The 25,780-nt window shown below is 57.8% G+C and carries 24 protein-coding genes and 1 riboswitch; of the genes, 13 read left to right on the top strand and 11 right to left on the bottom strand.

All coding sequences use genetic code 11. From position 1 onward, the window contains the following. Positions 1-75 precede the first annotated feature (75 nt). Together H7K56_RS17740 and H7K56_RS17735 are read left to right on the top strand one after the other, a co-directional pair. A complete protein-coding gene (locus H7K56_RS17740) occupies positions 76-1,017 on the top strand; it encodes a glutathione S-transferase family protein (protein ID WP_150361669.1) in 942 nt (313 codons plus the stop codon). An 11-nt stretch (positions 1,018-1,028) separates the two neighbouring features. Next, on the top strand, positions 1,029-1,634 hold the full coding sequence (locus H7K56_RS17735; RefSeq protein WP_150361668.1) for an alpha/beta hydrolase: 606 nt from the start codon (positions 1,029-1,031) through the stop codon (positions 1,632-1,634). Here H7K56_RS17735 and H7K56_RS17730 read toward each other — a convergent pair. Further along, positions 1,631-2,428, bottom strand: coding sequence for a sugar phosphate isomerase/epimerase family protein (locus tag H7K56_RS17730; protein ID WP_132466538.1), 798 nt, complete (start codon positions 2,426-2,428; stop codon positions 1,631-1,633). The genes H7K56_RS17735 and H7K56_RS17730 overlap by 4 nt on opposite strands. Positions 2,429-2,534: 106 nt before the next feature. Continuing rightward, positions 2,535-2,912, bottom strand: coding sequence for a fluoride efflux transporter CrcB (gene crcB / locus H7K56_RS17725; protein ID WP_021507890.1), 378 nt, complete (start codon positions 2,910-2,912; stop codon positions 2,535-2,537). A 91-nt stretch (positions 2,913-3,003) separates the two neighbouring features. Then, positions 3,004-3,078: riboswitch (Fluoride riboswitch) on the bottom strand. 107 nt (positions 3,079-3,185) lie between these two features. Here crcB and H7K56_RS17720 point away from each other — a divergent pair. Then, on the top strand, positions 3,186-4,103 hold the full coding sequence (locus H7K56_RS17720) for a nucleoside hydrolase (RefSeq protein ID WP_058775149.1): 918 nt from the start codon (positions 3,186-3,188) through the stop codon (positions 4,101-4,103). Positions 4,104-4,111: 8 nt separating this feature from the next. Here the strand turns inward: H7K56_RS17720 and H7K56_RS17715 are convergent, their stop codons facing one another. Further along, positions 4,112-5,140: a zinc-binding alcohol dehydrogenase family protein gene (locus tag H7K56_RS17715; RefSeq protein WP_150361667.1), complete on the bottom strand. Its 1,029-nt coding sequence runs from the start codon at positions 5,138-5,140 to the stop codon at positions 4,112-4,114. A 135-nt stretch (positions 5,141-5,275) separates the two neighbouring features. On the opposite strand from H7K56_RS17715, the gene H7K56_RS17710 reads away from it, so the two are divergent. The 6 genes from H7K56_RS17710 (at position 5,276) to H7K56_RS17690 (ending at position 13,003) form a co-directional block, all read left to right on the top strand. Then, complete coding sequence (locus tag H7K56_RS17710) at positions 5,276-6,178, top strand: GntR family transcriptional regulator (RefSeq protein ID WP_021507893.1); 903 nt, start codon at positions 5,276-5,278, stop codon at positions 6,176-6,178. Between the two features lie 171 nt (positions 6,179-6,349). After that, positions 6,350-7,702 (top strand): MFS transporter, encoded by a 1,353-nt coding sequence (locus H7K56_RS17705; RefSeq protein ID WP_150361666.1) that lies wholly within the window; start codon positions 6,350-6,352, stop codon positions 7,700-7,702. 399 nt (positions 7,703-8,101) lie between these two features. After that, the gene (locus H7K56_RS23195) at positions 8,102-9,475 is read left to right on the top strand and encodes a glycosyltransferase family protein (protein WP_150361665.1); all 1,374 of its coding nucleotides are present in this window, start codon (positions 8,102-8,104) and stop codon (positions 9,473-9,475) included. Between the two features lie 13 nt (positions 9,476-9,488). Next, positions 9,489-10,763: a glycosyltransferase family 2 protein gene (locus H7K56_RS23190; protein WP_150361664.1), complete on the top strand. Its 1,275-nt coding sequence runs from the start codon at positions 9,489-9,491 to the stop codon at positions 10,761-10,763. Next, positions 10,763-12,169 carry a radical SAM protein gene (locus H7K56_RS17695; RefSeq protein ID WP_021507897.1) on the top strand — a complete coding sequence of 469 codons (1,407 nt, stop codon included), beginning with the start codon at positions 10,763-10,765 and terminating at the stop codon, positions 12,167-12,169. Before H7K56_RS23190 ends, H7K56_RS17695 begins: the two co-directional genes overlap by 1 nt. 48 nt (positions 12,170-12,217) lie before the next feature. Then, on the top strand, positions 12,218-13,003 hold the full coding sequence (locus H7K56_RS17690) for a hypothetical protein (protein WP_058759370.1): 786 nt from the start codon (positions 12,218-12,220) through the stop codon (positions 13,001-13,003). A gap of 52 nt (positions 13,004-13,055) precedes the next feature. Here the strand turns inward: H7K56_RS17690 and treC are convergent, their stop codons facing one another. The 5 genes from treC to mntP form a co-directional block, all read right to left on the bottom strand. After that, the gene (gene treC, locus H7K56_RS17685; protein ID WP_150361663.1) at positions 13,056-14,720 is read right to left on the bottom strand and encodes an alpha,alpha-phosphotrehalase; all 1,665 of its coding nucleotides are present in this window, start codon (positions 14,718-14,720) and stop codon (positions 13,056-13,058) included. After that, positions 14,704-16,146 carry a PTS trehalose transporter subunit IIBC gene (treB, locus tag H7K56_RS17680; protein ID WP_150361662.1) on the bottom strand — a complete coding sequence of 481 codons (1,443 nt, stop codon included), beginning with the start codon at positions 16,144-16,146 and terminating at the stop codon, positions 14,704-14,706. Before treB ends, treC begins: the two co-directional genes overlap by 17 nt. A gap of 270 nt (positions 16,147-16,416) precedes the next feature. Continuing rightward, complete coding sequence (locus H7K56_RS17675) at positions 16,417-17,253, bottom strand: fumarylacetoacetate hydrolase family protein (protein ID WP_058759373.1); 837 nt, start codon at positions 17,251-17,253, stop codon at positions 16,417-16,419. Between the two features lie 190 nt (positions 17,254-17,443). Further along, positions 17,444-17,521 carry a stress response protein AzuC gene (gene azuC / locus H7K56_RS23555; RefSeq protein WP_125310475.1) on the bottom strand — a complete coding sequence of 26 codons (78 nt, stop codon included), beginning with the start codon at positions 17,519-17,521 and terminating at the stop codon, positions 17,444-17,446. Positions 17,522-17,640: 119 nt separating this feature from the next. Beyond that, positions 17,641-18,213, bottom strand: a complete 573-nt coding sequence (gene mntP, locus H7K56_RS17665; RefSeq protein ID WP_021507902.1) for a manganese efflux pump MntP — start codon at positions 18,211-18,213, stop codon at positions 17,641-17,643. Between the two features lie 285 nt (positions 18,214-18,498). Here mntP and H7K56_RS17660 point away from each other — a divergent pair, with 285 nt between their 5' ends. Both H7K56_RS17660 and mqo read left to right on the top strand, forming a co-directional pair. Beyond that, entirely contained in the window at positions 18,499-18,744 is a 246-nt protein-coding gene (locus H7K56_RS17660) for a DUF1158 domain-containing protein (protein WP_010615729.1), read from the top strand. Positions 18,745-19,270: 526 nt separating this feature from the next. Next, positions 19,271-20,881 carry a malate dehydrogenase (quinone) gene (gene mqo, locus H7K56_RS17655; protein WP_132466517.1) on the top strand — a complete coding sequence of 537 codons (1,611 nt, stop codon included), beginning with the start codon at positions 19,271-19,273 and terminating at the stop codon, positions 20,879-20,881. Between the two features lie 277 nt (positions 20,882-21,158). Here mqo and H7K56_RS17650 read toward each other — a convergent pair whose 3' ends face one another. Next, entirely contained in the window at positions 21,159-21,746 is a 588-nt protein-coding gene (locus H7K56_RS17650) for a LysE family translocator (protein WP_058759374.1), read from the bottom strand. A 135-nt stretch (positions 21,747-21,881) separates the two neighbouring features. On the opposite strand from H7K56_RS17650, the gene H7K56_RS17645 reads away from it, so the two are divergent. Beyond that, on the top strand, positions 21,882-23,372 hold the full coding sequence (locus H7K56_RS17645; RefSeq protein ID WP_150361661.1) for an aminotransferase-like domain-containing protein: 1,491 nt from the start codon (positions 21,882-21,884) through the stop codon (positions 23,370-23,372). Here H7K56_RS17645 and H7K56_RS17640 read toward each other — a convergent pair. After that, positions 23,339-23,962: a glutathione S-transferase family protein gene (locus H7K56_RS17640; RefSeq protein ID WP_058780243.1), complete on the bottom strand. Its 624-nt coding sequence runs from the start codon at positions 23,960-23,962 to the stop codon at positions 23,339-23,341. The two genes, H7K56_RS17645 and H7K56_RS17640, sit on opposite strands and share 34 nt — an antisense overlap. Before the next feature lie 114 nt (positions 23,963-24,076). Between H7K56_RS17640 and H7K56_RS17635 the strand changes: the two genes are divergently transcribed. Then, on the top strand, positions 24,077-24,943 hold the full coding sequence (locus tag H7K56_RS17635) for a PhzF family protein (RefSeq protein WP_150361660.1): 867 nt from the start codon (positions 24,077-24,079) through the stop codon (positions 24,941-24,943). Between the two features lie 41 nt (positions 24,944-24,984). Here the strand turns inward: H7K56_RS17635 and H7K56_RS17630 are convergent, their stop codons facing one another. Further along, on the bottom strand, positions 24,985-25,743 hold the full coding sequence (locus H7K56_RS17630; protein WP_150361659.1) for an SDR family NAD(P)-dependent oxidoreductase: 759 nt from the start codon (positions 25,741-25,743) through the stop codon (positions 24,985-24,987). Positions 25,744-25,780 lie beyond the last annotated feature (37 nt).

The following is a 25,780-nucleotide window of genomic DNA, read 5'->3' as shown; positions in this document are numbered from 1 at the left end:
AAAGCCGTTTTGCCCGGATTATCAGCATAACGGCAGCACGGTAAGCTGCTGACATCACTTCAGAGGAGCAGAGCGATGTTGGTAAACGGTAAGTGGAGCGCAGAGTGGCATCCGGTTCAGGCCACCGATAAACAGGGTGGCTTTGTACGCCAGACTTCCAGCTTTCGTCACTGGATCAGCGCCGATGGCAGCAGCGAATTTGCCGCCGAGCCGGATCGCTATCATCTGTATGTCGCGCTGATCTGCCCGTGGGCCTCGCGCACGCCCATTGCACGCAGCCTGAAAGGGCTGGAACAGATTGTCAGCGTGTCGGTGGTCGAGCCGCAGCTTGGCGCGCAGGGCTGGCGCTTCGGCGATTATCCCGGTGCCGATCGCGACCCGCTGAACAACGCTGAGTATCTCCACCAGCTGTATACCCGCGCCGACGCCGACTTTACCGGGCGCGCCACCGTGCCAGTACTGTGGGATAAAAAAACCCAGACCATCGTTAACAATGAGTCGGCGGATATTCTGCGCATGTTCAACAGCGGCTTTGGCGAACTGGCAGATAACCGACTCGATCTCTACCCTGAGGATCTGCGGCCGGAGATCGACGCGCTGAACGCAACGATCTATCCGCGTCTCAATAACGGCGTTTATCGTACCGGTTTCGCTACCACCCAGGTGAGCTATCAGCAGGCGTTTAATGAGGTGTTTGAGCAGCTGGATGAGCTGGAGCAACGGCTGAAAGATGGCCGCACTTTTCTGCTGGGTGAACGACTGACCGAAGCCGATATCCGCCTGTTCGTGACCCTGATACGCTTTGACGTCGCCTATCACGGCCTGTTCAAATGCAACCTGCGCCGCCTGCGCGATTACCCGCTGCTCGATCGTTATCTGAAGAGTGTGCTGGCGGTCTCCGGCGTGCGGCAAACGGTGAACATCGACCATATCAAACAGGGCTATTATTCGATTAAAGCACTGAATCCCAACGGCATCGTGCCAGCGGGACCGGATTTGGCGGACTACGGTTTTTAAGGAGCAGGGCAATGGCAAAAGCGTTAGTGGTGTTTTTACATGGCGTCGGCAGCAATGGCGCGGATTTGGCGGTGCTGGGGCAACACTGGTCAGCGCTGCTGCCCGACGTGGCATTTGCCGCGCCCGATGCGCCCTTTCCCTTTGAGCACGCCATGGGCTATCAGTGGTTCAGCCTGACCGGCATCACGCCGGAAAACCGTCCGGCACGCGTACGGGCTGCGCGCGACGCCTTTGACGCGACGCTGCAGCAGCTGATGGCGCAACACGCGATGGCCGGCGCGTGGCAAAATGTGATTCTGGTGGGATTCTCGCAGGGCTCGATCATGGCGCTGGATGCGCTGGCCTCCGGACGCTATCCGCTGGCTGGTGTGGTGGCCTTCTCCGGTCGCCTGGCCTTTGACGAGGCGCTCACGCCGCCGCCGCATGCCTCCGCGCTGCTGATTCACGGCAAAGCCGATGAGGTCATCCCGTTCAGCGAAACCGTCTCCGCCGCGCAGCGCCTGCAGAGCGCGGGCGTCGCGGTCACCGCACAGTATGAACCCACCACCGGTCACACCATTTCCAGCCACGGCGCGATGCAGGCAGCGGCCTACATCGCCCAGTGCCTGCAGGATTAAGGCCAGTAGCGCTGCAGCGCCTGCCACGCCTGACGCGCGGCCGCTTCCGGCGGCTGTGCTTTGAGGCGATCGTTAAACACTTCGATGCCCACCGGACCGCGATAGCCTGCACTTTTCAGCTTATCGACAAAGCGTTCCACTTCAATGATGCCGTCGCCGGGCAGTAAGCGCTGATGGCGCGCATAGTCGCTCAGCGCCTGCTTTTCCTGCGGTGGCATCTGCGCCATATCGCACAGCTGCACTTCATAAATGCGGTCGGCCGGAATGCCGTCGAGCTGAGAGGCATCGCCACCGCGTGCGCAGATGTGGAACAGATCGACCACCAGCCCGATATTGGGCTGATCCAGCCGCTGCAAACGTTGCCACGCCAGCGGCAGCGTATTGTCGACGCTGCACCACGCCATCGGTTCATACATGATGCGCATGTTATAGCGCGCGGCTTCCGAGGCCAGCCAGCGCAGATCTTCATCAATGCGCTCCGCAACGCAGTCTTCGCGCGTGGTCGCCGGCGCCTGAATGGTATCGCAGCCCAGCGATTGCGCGACGCGAATGAAATCACGCAGTTCGGCGCGCTTTTGCAGCCGTTCGCTGTCCGGCGCGCCGGTAAAGTCACGCAGCACCTGCAGATTGGTAAAGCCCAGGTGCAGCTGCGCGGCCAGCGCCGCCGTGTGCTCAGTAACCTCTTCCCGCCACATTTCAACCTGATCGAACCCGGCGGCACGCGCCGCCTGCAGCTTATGCGCCGATTCACCGTTTAACAGCACCAGGTTAAGGAATTTCGGGTTTGCAGACATCAACAGCTCCTTAATCGTCCGGATAAAGCGGTGACAGAGGCTGTGCGCCACCCGCACAGCATCCTGATCAGTATCCCCCTCTCAAGGGTGATTTCAAGCGTGTCGTTTAGCCCAGCAGGTTCACCACGGCGAAACCGGCAAAGGTCATCAGCAATGAACCGATGACATGCACCATCACGCTCGACATTGCCCACAGGTATTTTCCTGATTGTAGCAACACCACGATCTCGGCCGAGAAGGTCGAAAACGTCGTCAGCCCGCCGCACAGGCCGGTGACGATCAGCAGTTTCCATACGGGATCGATGTGCGGATTGCGCACAAACCACGCCATTGCCGCACCAATAATAAAGCCACCGACCAGATTAACGATCAGCGTACCTGGCGGCAGGTTGGGGAATAACGTATTGAAACGCAAAGAGATAAGCCAGCGCAGCGTGCAACCGATGGCACCACCGATCATGACCGCGAACAGCGACTTCAGCATAGTCTGGAGCTCCTGAATTGAGATACGCGCAGGGCCGCGGCAGGACAGAAACTACACCTGACACACCGCCGTCTCCCGCGCAGGGATAAGCAAGTTGTCAGGCGTCATCAGCCGTCTGTAACCAGAGGGCGGTTGGGTAAGGTGGCACGCCATCACCTCAGAGGCACGATAATACGCTGGCGCGCCGAAGGTGACAATATTCACCTGCCGTCAGCGTATCGTCGGGGACGATTATGTTTTACCGTGGCAGACATCATCAGCAAGGAGATTCCGATGCGTACCCTGATTTTTGATACTGATATCGGCGTGGATGACGCCTTTGCGCTGGCGTATGCGGCGCGCACGCAGCGGCTGCTGGGCATCACTACGGTGTTTGGTAATGTCGCGGTTGGCCAGGCGGTAAAAAACGCCCGGCTGTTCTGTGCAAAGATGAACATCAGCGCGCCGGTGTATCGCGGCTGTGCGCGTCCGCTGGCGCTGGCCCCTTCCGCACCGGCCACCCTGCACGGCGCAGACGGTCTCGGCGATGCCTTCGATAACCCGTATAGCGATGTCGCCGACAGCGCGGTGCAGTTCATCATCGACAGCGTACGCGCGCAGCCGCATGCGATTACCCTGGTGGCAATCGGGCCGCTGACCAACATCGCCTGCGCCATCAACCAGGCGCCAGACATTATTCCGCTGGTGAAAGAGCTGGTGATCATGGGCGGCGCGTTTGGCACCGACGGCCACGCCGGTAACGTGACGCCGTTCGCCGAGTTCAATATCTGGAAAGATCCGCATGCTGCCGATCAGGTGCTGGCCTCGGCGCTGCCGGTGGTGATGCTGCCGCTGGATGTGACGCACAAGGTGCTGATCAGCGGAGAGGAAGTGCGCCAGCTGAATCAGCCGGTGTTGAGTGCCATCTGCCGGCCTTATCTGGCTTACAGCCTGCAAAAAGAAGGATTTGATGGCATGGCGCTGCACGATACCCTGACGCTGTCGTGGCTGGCGCTGCCGCAGGCGTTCAGCGTGACAACAGCGCCGGTGCGCGTGGTGACCGAAGGCATCAGCCGCGGCCAGACGCTGCAGCGCGTGAGCACTCTCGCCTCGCGCGACGATCCGTTCGCCGGCCTGCGCGCCCAGCGGTTGTGTCTGGGCGTCGACGCCGAGGCGGTACGGCAACATTTTTTTGCCACGCTGCGCGCCTGACACTCTCCCTAGCGGGCGAAATGGATGACGCCTTTGATCAGCTCAGGGTTGTTGATCACCCCGGGCTCAAAAGTCTCGGCCAGCGTCGAGAAGTCGTAATGGCGGTTGAGCATCATATCGGCCCGCAGCTGACCGCTGGCCATCAGGGTGCGCACCTTGTCGAAGTCTTCCCGCGTGGCGTTGCGGCTGCCCAGCAGCGTGGTCTCCTTTTTGTGAAACTCGGTGTCGGGGATCACCAGATCGCCTTTGTGCAGGCCAACAAACACGATGGTGCCGCCGTGACGAATCAGCTGCACGGCGCTGTTCATCGCCGCCGGACTGCCGGTGGCGTCAATCACTTTCGCGGCCAGCCGCCCGCCAAACTCTGCACGCAGCGCGGCGATAAAATCATCGGCCAGCGGATCGATCGTCGCCAGCTGCAACTGCTGCGCAACGTGCGCGCGCCGCTGAGCGCTGGTATCGGCCACCACCACCTGCGCACCGGCTGCGGCGGCAATCGCCGCGACGCCCAGGCCAATCGGTCCGGCCCCGACCACCAGCACCTGCTCATCGGCGACCAGCGCCGCGCGTCGCACCGCATGGGCGCTGATGGCAAAGGGCTCAATCAGCGCCGCTGCTTCGGGCGCCACATCATTAACCGCCAGCAAATTAGTGTCCGGCACGCTGAGAAACTCGCAAAAACCCCCGTCCTGATGCACGCCAATCACTGAAATCTGTTCACAGCAGTTGGTTTTGCCGCTTAAGCAGGCGTCGCAACGCTGACAGGCCACGTAAGGAATCAGCGCCACGCGCTGCCCTGGCTGAAATCCCTGCGCCGCCGCGCCCAGCGCCACCACTTCACCGCACAGCTCATGACCGAGCACGCGCGGATAGGAGAAAAACGGCTGATTGCCGGCCCAGGCGTGAATGTCGGTGCCGCAAATGCCGGCGGCAATCGGTTTAATCAGGACTTCGTGCGCGGCAGGCGTCGGTACGCTGCGCTGCTGCCACACCATGCTGCGCGGTTCGGCGACCACCAGCGTTTTCATGTTCGTCATCGTTTCCTCCTGGGCTGTTCACGCAGTTATGGCGAAAATCGACCGCGGCGGGAGGTTGCGCTGTGCGAAGTGTGAGTCAGCGCGATTTTTTTGGGCTTTGTGTGGTTTTTAATGCATAAAAAACCGGAGGGCCGTATGAGCCGAAGCCAGAATCTGCGCCAGAACGTCATCAATCAAATGCTGGAAGCCATTGCCCGCCGCCATGTGCGCTCGCCGCTGCCCCCGCAGGCGGCGCTGGCCGAGATGTTTAATATCAGCCGCACCACGGTGCGCCACACGTTGCAGCATCTGCATCAGCGCGGCGTGCTGGAAAAAGTGGCTGAGACCTACGTGATCGTGCGCGATCCCTGCGAGGAGGATGGGTTTAGCGTACTCAGCCCACCGATCGACCAACAGGCGGTGCAGTTTGAGCAGGCGTTTTTTAACCTGATTAACCAGCGTTTGCTGATGCCAGGCGACAGTTTCACCGAACTGCAGCTGGCGCAGCAGGTGCGGGTCAGCCCGGTGGTGGTGCGCGAGTTCCTGCTGCGCTTTATGCGCTATAACCTGCTGGAACCGGTTAAGCGCGGCCACTGGCGGATGAAGAAATTCGATCAGGAGTACGCCGAAAAGCTGTTTGAACTGCGCGAAATGCTGGAAACGCACGCGCTGACCCGCTTTCTTAACCTCGCCGCCGGTGATGAACGCTGGGTGCAGGCGCGCGATCTGCTGGATCGTCATCGCGCGCTGCGCGACACCATCGCCAGCAACTACCGCCAGTTTGCCGCGCTGGATAAAGAGATGCATACGCTGATTCTCTCCGCCGCCAACAACCCGTTTTTCAATCAGTCACTGGAAATTATCTCTGTGATTTTTCACTCGCATTATCAATGGGATGAAAGCGACCTGAAACAACGCAACATTGTCGCGCTGGAGGAGCATATGGCGATTCTTACCGCGCTCATCAGCCGCCAGGATGTGGACGCACTGTGCGCGCTGCATGCTCATCTCAGAACCGCCAAACACTCGATGATTCGCTCTATCCGGCAGTACAATTAAAAACCGATTAAAAACCACAAAGCATAAGCGCCCGCACGAATCAGAAACATGTTTGCAACATCTCCCGCGGTTTACTTCTAGTCTCGAAGGCAGCCCCTTAGGGCAGGCCGTTTCGCTGCCGCAGGAACCCCAAGACTGATAACGATAAGTACCCGAACCTGGGAGGTTGCAATGGAAAATACATCAATGCGCGGCGGTACCACCGCGCCAGCACCCGAGCACGCCGGGCAGGATTATGTGCCGGCGCGCGCCGATGTGGTGCGCTCTCCGCGCATCCGTAAGATTCAAATCACCGCCATGCTGCTGCTGCTGTTCGCCGCCATCATCAACTACCTTGACCGCAGCTCGCTGTCGGTGGCCAACATGACCATCCGCGAGGAGCTGGGCTTATCGGCCACCGAGATTGGCGTGCTGCTGTCGGCGTTTTCGCTGGCCTACGGTTTAGCCCAGCTGCCGTGCGGCGCGCTGCTCGATCGCAAAGGCCCGCGCATTATGCTGGCCATCGGCATGTTCTTCTGGTCACTGTTCCAGGCGGCGGCCGGGCTGGTGCATAACTTCACACAATTTGTGCTGGTGCGCATCGGGCTGGGCATTGGCGAAGCGCCGATGAACCCGTGCGGCGTGAAGGTGATTAACGACTGGTTCAACATCAAAGATCGCGGTATGCCGATGGGGATGTTTAACGCGGCGTCGATGATTGGTCTGTCGGTGGCACCGCCGATTCTGGCGGCGATGATGCTGGTGATGGGCTGGCGCGGCATGTTTGTCACCATCGGCGTGCTGGGCATGTTTCTCGCCATTGGCTGGTATCTCACCTATCGCGACCGGGATAACAACAAACTGAGCGGCGAAGAGATTCACTATCTGCAGGCGGGCAGCGTGGCATCACGCAAAGAGCCGCTAAGTTTCGCCGAGTGGCGTGGACTGTTTAAGCAGCGCACCATGTGGGGCATGATGATTGGCTTCAGCGGCATCAACTATACCGCGTGGCTGTACATCGCCTGGCTGCCGGGCTATCTGCAGTCGACCTATCATCTGGACCTGAAAAGCACCGGCCTGCTGGCCGCCATTCCTTTCCTGTTCGGCGCGGCAGGCATGCTGCTCAACGGTTACGTGGTGGATGCGCTGGTGCGTCGCGGTTTTGACGCGGTGAGAGTACGCAAGGTGTCGATTGTCAGCGGCATGCTGCTCTCCGCGGCCTTTACCACCTTTGTGACGCGCGCCACCGACACCACCAGCGCGGTAACGCTGATTGGTATGGCGCTGTTCTGCATTCACTTTGCCGGTACCTCATGCTGGGGCCTGATCCACGCTAACGTCACGGCGCGCATGACGGCGTCAGTCGGCAGTATCCAGAACTTTGCCAGCTTCGTTTTCGCCTCTTTTGCGCCAGTAATTACCGGCTGGGTGCTGGATACCACCAAATCGTTCAGCCTCGCGCTGATGATATGTGCTGGCGTCACGGTGGTCGGCGCGCTGGCTTACCTGCTGCTGGTCAGAAAACCGATCACCGATGGGGTGTAACACCAGGGTTTCTGCTTAATGCTCTTCTCCGGGTGCGCAGGTTATGCGCACCCTTTCTTCATCCGCCCGCCACATGTCTTCCAGCCGCCGTGTTATCCCTGATTCTGGGTCTGATCAGATAAATTAAACTGCATGATGGCAATTACTATCCAGCACCATTAAGCCCAAAATAAGGAAAATATACCGCTAAACACGCCGGTAATAGTTATTATTTTAAGACAAAACTCAAAGACGAATATTATAAATCACCACCCTCAGCGCATTATTATCCATTAATGCATTAACGAAGATGAATTAATTAGCCACAGTAAACTTTTGTGGATTAGATCAAAGTTTGACCGGATAATTTAACTTACCGTTCAGTCACTATTAATGTTCAGGTATGAGCGTGGTGACCAAATGGATTTACAACGCAAGGCCCTTTTTATCTCTTTTGATGCCGTGGCATTATCGGGTATTACGGTAGAAGCTACTAAAATTGCCGTTCGTTTACGCGAGCAGGGAATCACCTCCTTTCTTGATATCGGCTACGACATAAAAATTGATAAGGGAAACTTCGGACGTCCCTATTCCGAAAATGAAATTAATTCGCTAAAGCATCATTTTACATTAGTCCGGCACGATGAGATTCGTCAGGTGGAAGGTTATAACCCGGCCTTTCTGCAATATATTCATGACGTACTGATTAATCATAGCCAGACGCTGGATGCCGCCGCAGAAAAAATCCTGGTGCAGCAGACGGAAAAGATGGCACAGGCGGTGGCAAACGCGCTGTGCGCAAAATGGCAGGCGCTGGATATCAATTATTTAATCATTGAGAACGGGACGCTGCCGGATAATATTATTTTTACCCGCGCGCTCTATCAGGCGATTGCGCAATACGGCGCCGCAAAACAGCTAGGCCGGTTTGTGTTGTGGCGCGACCATGACCTGATGTGGAACAGCGAATCCACCTCATCGCGCTACGGCAACGCGCCCTGGCCACATGCCGTCAGGCCGCAGCCCTCGCCGCATATCACCTACGTCACGCTGAACCAGGCACTGGCCTCACAGCTGGCGGCCTGGTGCGAACATCAGGTCGAAATCGAGGTGATGCGTAATACCTATCCTTTTGACCCGAGCCATCCGCGCAAAGATTTACGCCGCCAGTTTGGGTTGCTGCCACAGGATAAGGTGATTGCCCGCACCACGCGGATTATTCCGGCTAAGCGGCTCGATCGCGATATTCACCTGTTGCATGCGCTGAACAGTGAACTTATTGCGCAGCATCAGCCGCAGCGCGTCTATTTAATGGTGGCCGGCGATCCTTTGGAAGACAGCGTACATTACCACGCGTTAAAACAGTTAATTAGCCAGTTCCAGCTGGAACGCTACGTCATCTTTTTTGGCGCGTTAAATCACGACTTTATGGAGCGTAATCCACAGGCCACCACCATTCAGGATCTTTATCACGCCTGCGATGTGGTGTCGTTTTTAACCGCATGGGATTACGACAGCTACGGTAATCCGATTGGCGAGGCGATCAGCCATCAGCGCTGTTATATCGCCACCCGCTATGAATATTATCACGAGGTGTATGGCCAGTACGGTTTTGAAGGCGAACTGATGGCGATTTCCGCCAGCCATGATGGCCTGCCGGATGCCGATTTTATTCAGCGCGTCAGTGCCTTATTACAGGATGACGCACGCCGCGACGCCATCGCCACGCGCAATTATCAGAAAGGAAAATCCCTGCTGTCGGATCACATCTTCCGGCAGATATTTAATGTGTAGTTAAGGAGTGACTATGGATAACCGTTGTTTTATTTCTGTCGTGCTGCCGGTTTATAACGAGGCAGCACGTATTAACGCGGTGCTGGAATCAATATTGCAGCAGCGTTCACCCGGCGGATTATTTAATTTTGATAATCTGGAAGTGATCATGGTGGATAATAATTCCACCGATAATTCGGTCGCGCTGATTGAAGCCTTTGCCGCGCAGCATCCGCAGCTGACAATTCATCAGCTGCAGGAGACGGTGCAGGGCGTCTCTTCGGCGCGGAAAAAAGGCATGGATTTCGCCTCACAGCGCGCCGGTCTGCGCGACGAGGCCAGCGGTTTTCAGCGCAAGCACTACATTCTTTCGGCCGATGCGGACTGCACCGTTGATGCGCTGTGGATCGACGAACTGGTCGGCACCATGATTGCGCAAAACGGCGATCTGGGCACCTGTAACTACTACTACGAAACCGCGGATTTTCACGAGCGCCCGCGGCTGTATGCGGAGATTGATAAAACGCTGCGCTGCCGCCACGCTTCCTTCTCCCTGTTTGGCGGCTTTCCGGACGGCAAAGGCTTTGGCGTCGAAAAGCAGCTGTACGATGAAGTGGGCGGCATCGAGATTTTTTACCAGCTGAAAAACGGTGAGTTTGTTGAACATCTGTCAGACGACTGGGATTTTGGCATCAAGGTGATCGCCGCTGGCGGCAAACCGGTGTATGCGCCCAATTCCCGCGTGCAGATCAACAGCCGCCGGGTGGATAACCTGCTGCACGAAGTGATTGAAGGCGTGGCCTACGGCCATAACGGCACCATCATCATGAAGGATGTGCGACCCACGCTCACCGCGCTGACGCCGTTCACCGATGTCAGCGCAGAGCAGGCGCAGCAGGCGTGGCACTACTCGATTAAAGATTACGTGCCAAAAAATCTGGTGCTGCCGGTGTTGCTGAATCCGTCGCTGCTGCGCGACGATGCCGCGGTGATTGATTTCTTCACGCCAGAGGTGGCTGAACGCCTGTTCGCCCGCATTCACAGCATGATGCAGGAGATGAGCGTGACCGATTTCCTGCCGATTCACAGCTACAAAACCCCGGCGTTTCGCCTCTATTTTGAATTCCGCCATGAGCTGTTTGCCGCGCTGCGTCGTGCCGTCGGCGCAGAGATTGGCGAGCCACCGCCGCTGCCGGCCTGCTTTGCCCGGGTGACGGAAAATGATTTCGCCCGCTTTGTCTGGTATTACTGCGAAGATCGCGAATCCGGTGAGGCGCATAACTACTTTGCAAACGGCGGGGTGTTCTGATGCGTGCTGCCTGGCTGCAATCCCTGCAGGATATCGATCGTCACTATCCTCGCCCGGCCATATGCGAGGTGCTTAGCCGGCCTGAAAACGCCGATTTGCTGGAATACGTGGTGCATGATCCTTTTGGCTGCCATGTGTTTCCCGGTGATATCGACGATTTTCCGCTGCCGAATTTTTTCCGCGCCATGCAGCATAGCCTGAGCCATGCGCCGCAAATTCATCTGTGGGCGTATATCCCCACCTGCCGCTATAAGTGCCATTTCTGCCAGTTTCCTACGGTGATTGTAAATCCGCAGTCGCCGCGCGCGCCTGAGCTGTTCCGCGATATCGTCGATCGCAACATTCAGGAGGCGAAACTGTGGCTGGCGCAGCTGCCGGCACTGGGTGAAGTGCCGGTGGGTGAGTTCAACCTGTTCGGCGGCACGCCCTCGCTGCTGCCACCGGATGAGCTGCGGCGCTTAATGGATTTTTACCGCAACCATTTCAACTTCCGCGAGGCCACGCTGCGCTTCGAAGGCGAGCCCGGCACGTTGACGCGCGAATTCCTCGCACAGCTGCGCGAACTGGGCTTCAGCAAACTGTCGTTTGGCGCGCAGTCATTCTCGGACCGCCTGATCAAAGGCTGTGGTCGCCTGCATAGCGCGGATGCCTGCTACAAGGTGATTCGTGATGCGCGCGAGCTGGGCTTCGCCCTGGTCAGCGTCGACCTGATGTATGGCCTGCTGGGACAAACGGTGGACGACGTGCGTGACGATCTGCAGCAGGCGCGCGCGCTTGACCTGTCGCATCTGGTGTTCACCAAGCTGCACATGAAGCCGTTCGCCGAGAGCCGCACCGGCGTGTCGGCGGAGGGAGAAAATGCCTGGCAGCGTAAGAATGCGGCGATGCCCAGTCTGGGTCAGCAGTATCAGATGCGCGCGCTGGCCGAACAGTGGCTGGATGGCGATTATCTTGAACATCCCACCATGTATTTCCACCATCGCAGCGCACCGCCGGAGAAGTGGAAAGCGATCATTACCGATCTCGACCAGCAGGCGCCGGAAGTGGCGATTGGCCTTGGCGGCAGCTCCAAATGTGCCGGCGCAGAGCTGATTAACCTGACCGACTACGCCGATTATCAGCGCGCACTGGATAACGGTGAGCTGCCGATCGCCTCGGTGCGCGGTATGTCGCCGGATCAGCAGGCCATCAACGGCTGCAAGATGGCGCTGTCAACGCTGATTCCGCTCGACGATGTGCTGTTTCAGCAGAAGTTTGGCGTCAGCCTGTTTGCCCAGCCAACCATCGCCCGCGCGCTGCGTGAGTTGCAGCAGCGCGAGTTAGTGCACAGCGATGGCCGCTACGTCACGCTCACCCCCGCCGGCCGCGTGCTGGTAGAAGCCATCATCAATACCCAGTTCGACTAAACCGCCCTTACCTCTCAACGGCACGCGACGGCGTGCCTGGAGCCTGTTATGTCCCAGTCTGTTTATAGTTTTTTTTATATCGCCATCGACACCGAAGCGGGCGTCACCGCTGAACAGTTTGAAACCTTCGTGCGCGAAAAAGGCGTGCATCTCCCCTGCTATCCCGGCTGGCGCTGGACGCTGTTTCGCGGTCTGCGCGGCGAGCGCGTCGATCAATACCTGATGCTGTTTGAAATGAAAGATGCGGCACAGCGCGCGCGCTTTATGCAGGATGACGGTGAACTTACCGCCGAGGCAGAGCACTTCTGGCATCTGCATCCTGACGCGGACGCGCTGCTCAGCGAGTGGCGCCAGCTGGCAACCTTCGCGCGGCGCCCGACAATTTTCACCCATTTCGATCTGCTGGCAGAGAATCCTCACAGTACGCTGCCGGGTGGCCCGCGCTTTGATGCCCGCAGCGGCACCGCGCGCATTCTCGGTACCCACTATCTGGCGCTGCGGCCGGGCGTGCAGCCGCAGGAATTTGAGCAATTCATCGCGCAGAATGCCGCGCGTATCGTTGATTATCCCGGCTGGAAGTTTCATCTGCTGAAAGGCCACAGCGGCAACCGGCTGGACGGCTATGTGGTGATGATGGAGATTGAGAGTGAAGCGGCGCTGAATGTGTTTTATCCGCAGCCTGATATCGCCACCGCCAGCGCGGCTGACTTTGCGCGCGCGCACCGGGATACCAAACAGATGTATGAAGAGTGGAAGCAGCTGGCGTCCTTTTCCGGTTCGCCGCAGCTGTATACCGATTATCTCGCCGTGGCGGAATGCGGCACGCTGAAGTGAGTGCAGGCGGCGCGCTCTGCTCATTGCTGAAACGCGCCGCCGGATTTCTCCGTTACGACTGGTAGTAATACACCGCTTCAAAAGGCCGCAGGTGCGTCAATGCCCCAGGCGGCGATGCCTCACTGTAATTACTCATCAGTACCTGCCAGTTGCCTTCAACTTCCGGCAGCAGCAGTGGCTGCGCGCTGTGACTCAGGTTCGCCACCACCAGCAGGCTTTCACGCGGCGAATTGCGACGATAACACCAGATGTGTGACGCTTCCGGTGCCAAATCCTGATAATCGCCCTCAGTGAAGATAGCGTAACGCTTACGCAGCCGAATCAGCGTTTGGTAGCCATAGAACACCGAGTTACTGTCGAGCAGCGCGTTAGCCGCGTTGATCAGCGTATAGTTATCCGCCACGCCTATCCACGGCTCACCCCGCGTGAAGCCGGCATTGGCGCTGCTGTCCCACAGCATCGGCGAGCGGCTGTTATCGCGCGATTTGCTGGCCAGTATCGCCAGGATTGCCGCCTCCGGCTTGCCCTGCGCCAGCCACGCAGCGTGGATGTTGTGGCTCTCGATGTCCTGATACTGCTCAATGCGGGTAAAATGAGGGTTGGTCATTCCCAGCTCTTCGCCCTGATAGATATAGGGCGTGCCCTGCATGCCGTGCAGCAGCATCGCAAAGCATTTTGCCGAGGCGATGCGCAGCGCACCTTCATCACCAAAGCGCGTGACGATACGCGGCTGATCGTGGTTACACCAGAACAGCGCATTCCACGCCACGTCGTGCATCCCGCGCTGCCACTCCGCAAAAATTGCCTTGAGCTGAACGAAGTCCGGTGCCGCCAGCGTCCATTTGTCGCCCTGGGGATAATCCACCTTGAGATGGTGGAAGTTAAAGGTCATCGACAGCTCGTTTTGCGCCAGCGAAGCATAGCGCTGGCAGTTGGCCAGCGTGGTCGAGGACATTTCCCCCACCGTCATCAGCCCACGCGGCGTGAACACATCGCGGTTGAACTCCTGCAGGTAGTCATGGATGCGCGGGCCATCGGTGTAGAACCTCCGCCCGTCATGGCCGGGCAGATCGTCGCTAAAATCCTGGTGCTTCGACACCAGGTTGATCACATCAAGCCGCAATCCATCGACGCCTCGATCCGCCCAGAAGTGACACACCTGCTTTAACGCCTCGCGCACCGCCGGATTTTCCCAGTTGAGATCGGCCTGCTCCGGCGCGTACAGGTGCAGATAGTATTGCTGACGCCGTTCGTTCCACGCCCAGGCGCTGCCGCCAAACTTAGACTGCCAGTTGTTGGGTGGCGTACCGGGCACCCCGTCGCGCCAGATATAAAAATCGACGTACGGCTGTTCACCGGCTTCGGCACGCTTAAACCAGGCATGCTCGGTCGAGGTGTGGTTGAACACCATATCCAGCACCATGCGCATACCGCGCCGGTGCGTCTCCGCCAGCAGGTGGTCAAAGTCGGCCATGGTGCCGTAGGCGGGATCGATGGCGGTGTAATCCGCCACGTCGTAACCATTATCGATCTGTGGCGACACATAGATAGGCGTCAGCCACAGCGCATCGACGCCCAGCTGCTGCAGATAATCCAGCCGCTGAATCACACCGTTGAGATCGCCGGTGCCGCGCGCCCCGCTGTCCTGAAAACTTTTGGGATAGATTTGGTAGATCACCGCCTGGCGCCACCAGGGATATTCAGCGTGCCTGTTCATGTTGCACCTCTGCCTGGCTGATGATGGCGGTTGCCGCTTTACGTTTGGTGATGATGATGGTCAGCAGCAGCGGAACCAGAATCGCCACCAGAATCGCCAGCGAGTAAACCGTCCAGTACTGTGGCTGAATCGAGAGAATACCCGGCAAGCCGCCTACGCCGATGCCGTTGGCCATCACGCCGTTGAGGCCGCACAGCAGCGCCGCCAGCGCAGAGCCAATCATGGCGCACAGCATAGGGTAGCGGTACTTGAGGTTGACGCCGTACATCGCCGGCTCCGTTACGCCGAGCCACGCTGAAATGGCGGCCGGCACGGTGAGGTCGCGTTCAGCACGATCTTTGTTAGCGATAATGATGCCAACCACCGCAGCACCCTGTGCAATATTGGACAGCGCAATCAGCGGCCACACCGGCGTGCCGCCCATGCTCTGAATCATCTGCAGATCAACTGCCAGCGTGGTCTGATGCACGCCGGTGATCACCATCGGCGCATACAGGAAGCCAAACAGCGCGGCACCAATCGGCGCGAAGCTGCCGGTCATCAGGTGACGCACCGCGAAGGCAATGCCGTCGCCAATCAGACGGCCAAACGGGCCAATCAGGCTGTGGGCGAGGAAAACCGACAGCAGCAGCGCACACACCGGCACCACCACCAGCGTCAGATAGGCGGGCACGATACGTTTTAGCGCCAGTTCGATTTTTGCCAGCGCCAGCCCGGCCAGCAGCGCCGGGATCACCTGCGCCTGATAGCCGACCCGATCAATGCTAAACCAGCCGAAGTTCCACACTTCCGGCACCTGGCTGCCGATCAGATACGCATTCATCAGCTGCGGTGAAACCAGCGTAATGCCCAGCACAATCCCCAGGATTGGCGTACCGCCCAGCTTGCGCACCACCGACCAGCAAATCCCCACCGGCAAATAGAAGAAGATCGCTTCACCGATCAGCCAGAGGAAATCGTACAGCCCTTTCACACCGGGATAGAGTTGCACCAGGGTTTTATCATCCGCCACGGCAATATCGCCCAGCACGTTACGGAAACCGAGAATTAAACCGCCGCTAATTAACGCCGGTAATAACGGGAAAAATATCTCGGCAAAATGGGATAATAATGCCTCGTGCCATTTCATCTGGCTGCGCGCCGCGGATTTAATCTGCTCCTTAGAGGTCTCACTAATATTTAGTGCTTCAACTAACGCTTTATAATAAGTGTCAACTTCGGTTCCAATAATTACCTGAAACTGTCCGGCAGCGTTAAAGCATCCTTTAACGCCGGGCGTGGCGCGGATGGCCGCCGGATCGGCTTTGTCGACATCCTGCAGCACAAAGCGCAGGCGGGTAATACAGTGCGAAAGTGACAGAATATTTTCCCGACCGCCCACGCGGTCAATGAGATCGTTAATGATCTCGCGACTGATGGTTTTCATTATCATCCCTTATTTCCATGCCGGAATCGGCAGTGGACGATAATACGCCGCTGCTTTTAATTTTAACCATAGCAAAGCGAGGGAATTAGTTGGCGATCACAAAAATATTTACGCAATACATCGCAGGAAAATTAACTTAACAATAATTATTTAACCTGATAACTAAATCTGCGCAATTTAAATATAAATTCGGGACATTTCGTATTGTTGAATATTTATTTAAGCGGTAGCGCGGTGGCTGTGCAACGTTCGCCACCGCGCAGCAATGTGTCAGACGATGCGGTGGCGCAGACGACCAATCTTCTCAATTTCCACTTCGATCTCATCGCCAGGGAACATAAACAGCGGTGGCGTACGCTTTTTCCCCACGCCGCCTGGTGAGCCGGTGATGATGACATCGCCCGGTGACAGCGGACTAAATGCCGAGATGTATTCAATGATCTTCGCTACCGGATGCACCATGCTGGCCGTGGTATCGTTCTGCACTTCGCGCTGATTCAGCCAGGTTTTGATCGCCAGCTGCTGCGGGTCCGGAATGTCGTCGGCGGTGGTCATCCATGGGCCAAAGCCGCCGGTTTGCTGCCAGTTTTTGCCCGCGGTAAACCAGGTGAACTGCATGTCGCGCACCGTGGCATCCATAAAGCAGCTGTAGCCCGCTACATGCTGTAGCGCATCGGCGGCTTTTACCTGATAAGCCGCCTTGCCGATGATCACCGCCAGCTCGCCTTCGTAATCAAATTCAGCCGTGGTCGCCGGTTTCAGCAGGGGCTGCTCGTGCGCAGCCAGCGAATCGGCAAAGCGCACGAATAGCGTCGGCGCGTCGAGCGTGGCGGCAAACTCCTGGCGCTTGTCGGCATAGTTCATGCCAACGCAGAAGACTTTACCTGGGTTTTCCACCACCGGCAGGAAGCGAATCGCGCTGAAGGCATAGTCCACCGGCTCGCTCAGGTAAACCTGCAGGTCACGCAGGCCACCGCGCTGCAGCAGAGTTTTCAAATCCGGACAGCTGTCGCCCAGCCGCGCACCGAGATCGATCACGCCGTCGGGTTGCACGATGCCATAACTTTTTCTTGCCTGGTCAATAAGAGAAAAACTGCACAGCTGCATGATGGCCTCAATGTTATAGAGAATTTGCGCGCAGGTTATCAAAAGCCAGACGGAAAAGCGGTATGACCTGAGGGTAAAGTAATTAATGTTTGTGAGTTTTGGTGACAGAGGTGCGCAGAGGGGAACGGCGCCGGGTGATAACCACAGGTCGATCCCTGACCGCGATTATCGAGGGTTTCTGGCGGAGCGCTTAGTTTAATGCGCCCGGCGGTACGTGTTTGAAGGTCTCAACATAAGAGCGAAACACGGAGCGGAAAAAACGTTTCATGGTGCACCTGATACAAAAATTGTTGAAGAATTACGCGAAAATTATAACGCCCGCGCATTTTTCACGCAATTATTTTTGAACCAGATCACAAAAACGCGCCCACCCCATCGTGCCAGACGTTAACGGAACAGCCCTAAGTGCTCAATCAGGATGGTGCAGCCAATGCTGATCAGTACCACGCCGCCCAGCACTTCTGCCCATTTGCCCATTACCGGACCGATAAAGCGGCCGACCAGCACACCGGTGGTCGCCATGATAGTGGTAGCCGCACCGATGGTGAGCGCGGTGAGCACAATGTTAACCTGCAGGAACGCGAGGCCAACCCCCACCGCCAGCGCATCAAGGCTGGTCGCTACCGCCGTCAGCGCCAGTACCATAAAGCCGTGGCGCTGCGGCGCTTCACACGGCTCGTCGGCCGTCTGACGGAAACCTTCCATGATCATCCGCCCGCCAAGAATGCCCAGCAGACCAAATGCCACCCAGTGATCCCACGCCATAATGTAGTGGCTGGCGGCCAGCCCGATGGCCCAGCCCACCAGCGGCGTCAGCATTTCAATGACGCCAAAAATCAGCCCTGTGCGTAATGCTTCTTTGAAACCCGGACGATACAGCGACGCGCCTTTGCCCAGTGCTGCAGCGAAAGCGTCCATCGACATACCAAAGGCCAGAATCAGGGTTGCGATAAATGTCATGGTTTTCAGTCAATGCGGGGAAATAAGACGATTAAGCCTGCACTTTGTCCGCATATCGGGTTCAGTAATGAAAAAGTGCGCGCAGTCTAGCACGCCAACCCGCCAAAAAAAAGACAACAAAATCATGGGTTTAAGTATAGCAAAGGCTATAACTCTTAACTGCCGCTATTTCTGCAGCTAAGTGGATGGAATAGAAGAAATTTCTTAGCGCGTGCTACTGCGGGGATTGCACCGCGCCGCGGTTTTATGCGCTAATGCCCGCGCTAACTGATTTGGAATGATGCGATGAAAAACCCGTTTGAAACGCTGATCATCCCGGGCGGCATTCTGCTGCTGGGCTTTCTTTCGGCGCTACTGCTGCCCGCCCCTTCGTTTGGCGTAGCGCTGGCAAAACAGCTGCAGCAGGCTCTGCATCTGCAGGATGTGAATCAGCTGTACACCATGGTGTTCTGCGTCTGGTTTTTGCTGCTGGGTACCGTTGAGTTTTTCATTATCCGCTTCGTCTGGCGCCGCTGGTTCCAGCTGCGCTGAGTGTTGCGCGTGATGCATTTTTCTTCTGACGGGCGCCTGACACGGTGCCCAAATTAAAAGTCACACAAATGTAACATTATTTTTACACGATCTGGCGAAACATCAGGCAACATAAAATCCGCATAAAAAATCAATTTCGCTAAAACCTATCTTTTTCAATGCGTTAATTTGTGATCCAGCTCACCGTGTGAAATCAACCCTCTCCATTTCCCTCACACTGTCGCAACAACTACGTTACTATAACTGCCTGATTAGGGGATAAAAATCCCTTATGACAGCGCCGTCGGGCTGATTAATTCTTATGCTGAATCATTTCTGCATTTAAAAAATAAACAAACGTTTAATTCCGATACGAGAATGTTATATTCGAATGCATATGCATAACGTGCAGTTAACCGTTATCACACCTATGGCTTAAACCTGAGTCTTAACCTTTGAGAAATAGCGCAACGCGCTTGCAAAAAGCGTGGCTGTTTCGCCTGCGAACCTGTTGAGCTTCAGGGCAACAGAGAGGAGATGTCGCCTCATGAGCAACACTGCGGTAAATCTGGCGCTAGCCGCCGCTGGCATGGAAAGCACACACCTTCAGGAACGAAAAGACGTAGATGTCCTGCTGATCGGCGCAGGCGTGATGAGTGCTACCTTAGGCACCTGGCTGCAGGATCTCGAGCCGGACTGGTCGATTGAGATGGTCGAGCGGCTGGATGATGTCGCGGTCGAATCCTCTAACGGCTGGAACAATGCCGGCACCGGCCATGCGGCGCTGGCCGAGCTGAACTATACGCCCGAAAGAGCGGATGGCAGCATCGACATTGCCAAAGCGGTGGCGATTAACGAATCCTTCCAGATTTCCCGCCAGTTCTGGGCGTATCACGTACAGAAAGGCAACCTGAGTAATCCACAAAGCTTTATTCACAGCACGCCGCACATGAGTTTTGTCTGGGGCGAGGCCAACGTGGCTTTCCTGCGCAAGCGCTTCCAGGCGCTGCAGAAAAGCACCCTGTTCCGCGGCATGAACTATTCCGAAGATCGTGACCAGATCGCTGAGTGGATTCCGCTGGTGATGAACGGACGCGACCGCAAGCAGAAAGTGGCGGCCACCTGGACCGACATGGGCACCGACGTTAACTTCGGTGAAGTGACGCGCCAGCTGATTGCTGCGCTGGAGAAGAAAGAGAATTTCCGCCTGCGTCTGCGTCAGGAAGTGCGCGATATCAAGCGCCTGAGCGATGGGCGCTGGCAGGTAAACCTGCACAACCTCGCCAGCGGTGAGTCGCGGGTGCTGACCGCGCGCCAGCTGTTTATCGGTGCCGGCGGTGCGGCGCTGCCGCTGCTGCAAAAAACCGGCATCCCGGAAGTGAAAGGCTACGCCGGTTTCCCGGTGGGCGGCTCGTTCCTCGTCACGGAAAATCCGGACGTGGTGGCGCAGCACATGGCGAAGGTGTACGGCAAAGCCAGCGTGGGCGCACCGCCGATGTCGGTACCGCACGTTGATACCCGCGTGCTGGATGGCAAGCAGGTGCTGCTGTTTGGCCCGTTTGCGACCTTCTCCACCAAATTCCTCAAGCAGGGCTCGCTGCTGGATATGTTCGGCGCGATGAACAGCAGTAACCTGCTGCCGATGATGCAGGTTGGGCTGAAAAGCTTCGATCTGGTGAAATATCTGGTCGATCAGGTGCTGCAGAGCGATGACGATCGTATGGAAGCGCTGCGCGCTTATGTGCCGCAGGCAAAACAGGAAGACTGGAAACTGGTCACGGCCGGTCAGCGCGTGCAAATCATCAAAAATGATGAGAAAGAGGGCGGCGTGCTGCGTCTCGGTACCGAAGTGGTCACCTCGGCCGACGGCTCGATCTCTGCGCTGCTGGGCGCGTCACCAGGCGCCTCCACCGCAGCACCGATTATGCTGGAGCTGATGGCGAAAGTGTTCCCGGAGCAGATGCGCTCGCCCGAGTGGCAAACCAAAATCCGCGCGGTAATCCCGTCGTGGGGCCGCAAGCTGAACGGCGACGTGGCGCTGACCGAGAAGGTGCTGGCCGAAACCAGTCGCGTGCTGCAGCTGGATTACGCACCGGTCATCACGCCGGAAGCTGCCAACGACGAAGGCCGTGAAACCGCCCATGTGGTGGGCAAGTAAGCGGCGACGCCTGTCCCTTCACCGGCAAATACAGAACTGACTGAGGCCGCAATCGCGGCCTCTTTTTTTGATTACGGTGTCGCCCTTTGGATGACGCAATCCCTGACGGTTCAGCCTGGGATTTATTCACCAGGAAGCGCGCGTTTGTTAGCGGCACAATACATTGCACATTGCGCGATAAATCGCGCCGCTACATCAGGGTGCGTCGTACGGCTTCGTTAACTGACCAGCCCCCCATATGGTGCCCCTGCTTACCGCGCCATCAAACGCCGTAGCATCAGCTCAATAGCAGCGCGTCATACAGCATCCAGCCGGTGGTCGCCACCAGCGACAGCGCCATTAGCGTGTTGAACGCCTGACGTTTCCACGCAATCTGCAGGTGATGGCGCAGCCGATCGCCCAGCGCTGCCCAGATTAAAATGCACGGCAGGTTGAGGGCGGCAAAGCCGAGCAGCACCGCCAGCACACCGTTGCTGTTGGCGTACATCAGCGCCACGTTGGTGACCATCAGCCAGGCTTTGGGATTCACCGCCTGGAAACACACGCCGCCCAGCAGGGTCATCGGACGCGGACGTTCGCGCAGCTGCGGCGCACCGGCGCGGAAGATTTTCCACGACAGCCACAGCAGATAGCTGCATCCCACCACCGTCAGCGGCAACCGCACAGACGCCATCCAGTGCAACAGCAGCTCCAGCGCCACGCTCGCCAGCAGCATCTGTAACGCACAGCCGAGCAGGATGCCAAACAGCATCGGCAGCGTGCGCCGGAAGCCAAAATTGACGCCGGACGTGGCCAGTAACAGATTGTTCGGGCCCGGTGTAATCGACATCACCGTAACGTAGCTAAAGAAGGATGGATCGAGCATGGTGCGTTTCCCTGAGAATCAACGAAGCACCATGCTAATGCGCAAATTACGATGGCAACAGAGACACAAAATCACTATTGTGATGGATACAGTTAAGGCAATTTTAAATTGTACCTATCGCGCGCGGAGGCTTTTGTGTCCCTTCCTCTCTCATCCGGCCAGACGCTGTACCAGCAGCTGGCGGACAGCTTTGCCGAATCTATCCATCAGGGCACGCTGAAGCCGGGTAAGCGCCTGCCGGCCATCCGGCGCGTGGCACAGTCGCACCAGGTCAGCATCAATACCGTGCTAAGTGCCTGGCATATCCTGGAAGATCGCGGCCTGATAGAAGCCCGTCCGCAGTCGGGCTACTACGTGCGTGGCGTGCTGCCCGCGGTGACGCGACCGCTCAGGCCAATGAGCGCCAGCGTTAATGACCCCAGCACGCAAAAACTGGAACTGATCGAGCAGGTGTTCGCCGCACAGAATCACCCCGACTACACCAATATTTCGCTGGCCTGCCCGCAGGATAGTGAGCTGTTTCCGGCGGCGAAACTGGGACGCATTACCGCCTCCCTTATTCGCCGCGATAACGACATCATTGGTCGCTACGCGCTTCCGCCGGGTAGTGAGCGCTTACGGGAGGAGATTGCGCGCCGTAGCCTGCACACCGGCCTGAATCTGACTGTCGCGGACATCACCCTGACCCACGGCTGTATGGAAGCGCTGCAGCTGGCGCTGCGTGCGGTGACGAAGCCGGGCGACTGCGTCGGGCTTGAATCGCCGACCTACTTCTTTTTGTTCCCGCTGCTGGCCTCACTCGGGCTGAAGGCGCTGGAAATCCCCACCGATCCGCAAAACGGTCTGTCGCTGGACGCGCTGGAGATGCTGCTACAGGAGCAGCGCATTCAGGCGCTGATCGCCATGCCGGGCGCGCAGAATCCGCTGGGCTACGTGATGCCGCTGGAAAATAAAAAGCGTCTCGCGAAGTTAGTGAACACTTACCACGTTCCGCTGCTGGAGGATGGGCTGTATGACGAATTGCAGTTTGACTGGCCGCTGTCGCCGCCGGTCAAAGCCTTTGACCGCGACGGCTGGGTGATTTACTGCACGAGCTTTACCAAAACCGTCGCGCCCGATTTTCGCGTGGGCTGGACGGCTGCCGGCCGCTTCCACCCGGCGATTGCGCGGCTGAAAGCGGTATCGTCGATGACCGAATCAAAACTGCTGAGCGAAACGCTGGCCGAATTTCTCGCCAGCGGCGGTTATGATCACCATCTGCGTTCGCTGCGGCGTCGCTATGCCGCCAATCTGGATGCGGCGCGCGGCATCATTGCCCGTCATTTCCCGCAGGGCACGCGTGCTACCCTGCCGCGCGGCGGCTTTGTGTTTTGGGTCGAGCTGCCGGGCAAAGTTGACACGGTGGAGATGTTCCATCGCCTGTTGCAGGAGCAGATTTGCGTCACGCCGGGCGCGCTCTATTCACTGAGCGATCGCTATCGCCATGCGCTGCGTCTCTCCTGCTGCTATCCGTTTGATGAGCGTTACACCTGGGCACTGAAACGCACCGGCGCGCTGGCCTGTGAAATCACCGGTCTCGCGCCAGGTCAGGATCAGGGCTTACCGTTGCGGCCCCAGGTGGTGTAACCCTCGCGTTCGGTCAGCCGCTCGTAATAGGTTTGCACGGCGGGGAAGTCCGGATGGTCGAGCGGGGTTTCAAACCAGCGGTTCACCGCCAGGCCAACCGGAATATCGGCCAGGGTAAAGTTACGGCCCGCGACGTAGCGCCCGGTTTTTTCCAGCTGCTGATTAAGAATACCCATGGTGTGGCTCCAGCCTTTGACGGCGGCAGCCAGCAGGCGCGGATCCTGATGGGCTGGCGAATTGCGCACCAGCGACATAAAAGCATAGCGCCATGAGGTGTTGAGCTCGGTGGCCTGCCAGTCCATCCACTGATCGACCGGCGCACGCGCGCGCGGATTATCCGGGTAGAGCCATTCACCGCCGTTGCTGTTGGCGAGATAGCGCAGAATCGCGTTGGACTCCCACATCACGAAGTCATCTTCGATGATCACCGGCACCATAGCGTTGGGATTGAGCGCCATAAACTGCGGTGAGTGCAACGACTGCGGGTCTTCGCCCCACGGCTCGTGCTCCCAGGCAATATCCAGCTCTGAACAGAGCCACAGCACTTTACGAACGTTGATTGACGAGTTACGGCCCAGAATTTTTAACATAGCGGACTCCGCTGGCAGAATTGTTAATCTATTCATAGTCCTGTTAGACGCCTTAAGCAATCAGCAGGATGTAAATCCGGATTTCAGACAACCTCAATGAGGAAAGGAGCGAACATGCAGGTGGCGTTTAAACAAGTGGATGTGTTCTCCACAGGTGCGTTCAGCGGCAATCCGCTGGCGGTGATTATGGATGCCCAGGGTCTGAGCGACGCACAGCTGGCGGCCATCGCACGCTGGACCAATCTGTCGGAAACCACCTTCGTGCTGCCACCACAGGATGCCACAGCCGACTATCGTGTGCGCATCTTTACGCCTGGCGGCGAACTGCCGTTTGCCGGACACCCCACGCTTGGCACCGCGCATGCCTTGCTGGAAGCCGGCTGGCCCCTGAAAACAGCGGGTAAGATTGTGCAGGAGTGCGGCGTGGGCCTGGTGGAGGTGCAGATTGGCGCTGACGGTACGCTGGCCTTTGCCGCGCCGGACGCCAGCCTGACGCCGTTCAGCGATGCGCTGATGAGCAGCGCACTGCACAGTGACGCGTTCGACCTCAGCCAGACGCCAGCCGTGGCGGATATGGGGATTCGCTGGCTGTTGATTCCGATGAGCAGCGCGCAGGCGGTGCTGGAGGTGGTCACCCAGGCGGACGATTTACTGCGGCTGCAGCAGCATGCGGGTGTGAACGGCATCGCCCTGTTTGGCCCGCTGCCGCAGGATGCAGAGGCGCAGTACGAGGTGCGCGCGCTGCTGGTCGAGAACGGTAGCCTGGTCGAAGATCCGGTCACCGGCAGCGCTAACGCCTGTCTGGCACGCTATCTGGCGGCGCAGGGCCAGCGGCAGGATTACTGCGCGCGGCAGGATTACTGCGCGCGTCAGGGCAGCGCCATCCAGCGTGCCGGTCGCATTGTGGTGCGTTTTGCCGGTGAGACAATCTGGATCGGCGGGCAAACCGTCACCCTGATTGATGGCACGATTGAGGTGTAAAACGGGCGCTGCTCCGTTAATTCGGTCGCAGCGCGATGTTTTTACAGTGCCTGACCGCCGGAGGCCTCGATACGCTGGGCGGTAATCCAGCCGGTTTCGTCGCTCAGGATGGCGCTGATGGCATCACCGATATCATCCGGCAGACCAACGCGGCCCAGCGCGGTCACTGAAGCGATATGCGCGTTCAAATCTTTCGTGTCGCGCACGCGACCGCCGCCAAAGTCGGTTTCAATCGCCCCCGGCGCCAGAATGTTGACGCGAATGCGGCGCTCGCCCAGCTCTTTCGCCTGATAGCGCGTCAGCACTTCCATCGCCCCTTTCATGGCGGCGTAAGTGCCTGAACCCGGCAGCGTCATGCGCGTCAGACCGCTGGAAATGTTCAGGATGCGTCCACCATCGGCGATCAGCGGCAGCAGTTTCTGCGTCAGGAAATACGGCCCTTTAAAATGCACATTCACCAGCGCATCAAACTCCTCTTCACTGGTTTCGGCCAACAGCTTGTAATGACCGTGGCCAGCGTTGTTCACTAAATAATCAAAGTTATCGCGCTGCCAGGTCTCGTTCAGCGTTGCTTTGACCCGCGCCGCAAAGTCATCGAACTGTTTACTGTCGCCCACATCCAGCTGCAGCGCCACCGCACGCGCGCCCAGCGCCTCAATCTCCTTCACGACCGCCTGCGCTTCTTCAGCATGACCGCGCCAGGTAAACAGAATATCGACGCCCTTAGCCGCCAGTTTTAGCGCGCCATTCTTGCCCAGACCGCGGTTACCGCCGGTAATCAATGCAATTTTATGAGACATGTTTCGCTCCGGTTGGAAAATTGAACACGGATTAAGG

The organism is Pantoea dispersa, assembly GCF_014155765.1.
GTDB lineage: Bacteria > Pseudomonadota > Gammaproteobacteria > Enterobacterales > Enterobacteriaceae > Pantoea > Pantoea dispersa.
This window is presented reverse-complemented; position numbering and strand designations above follow the sequence as displayed.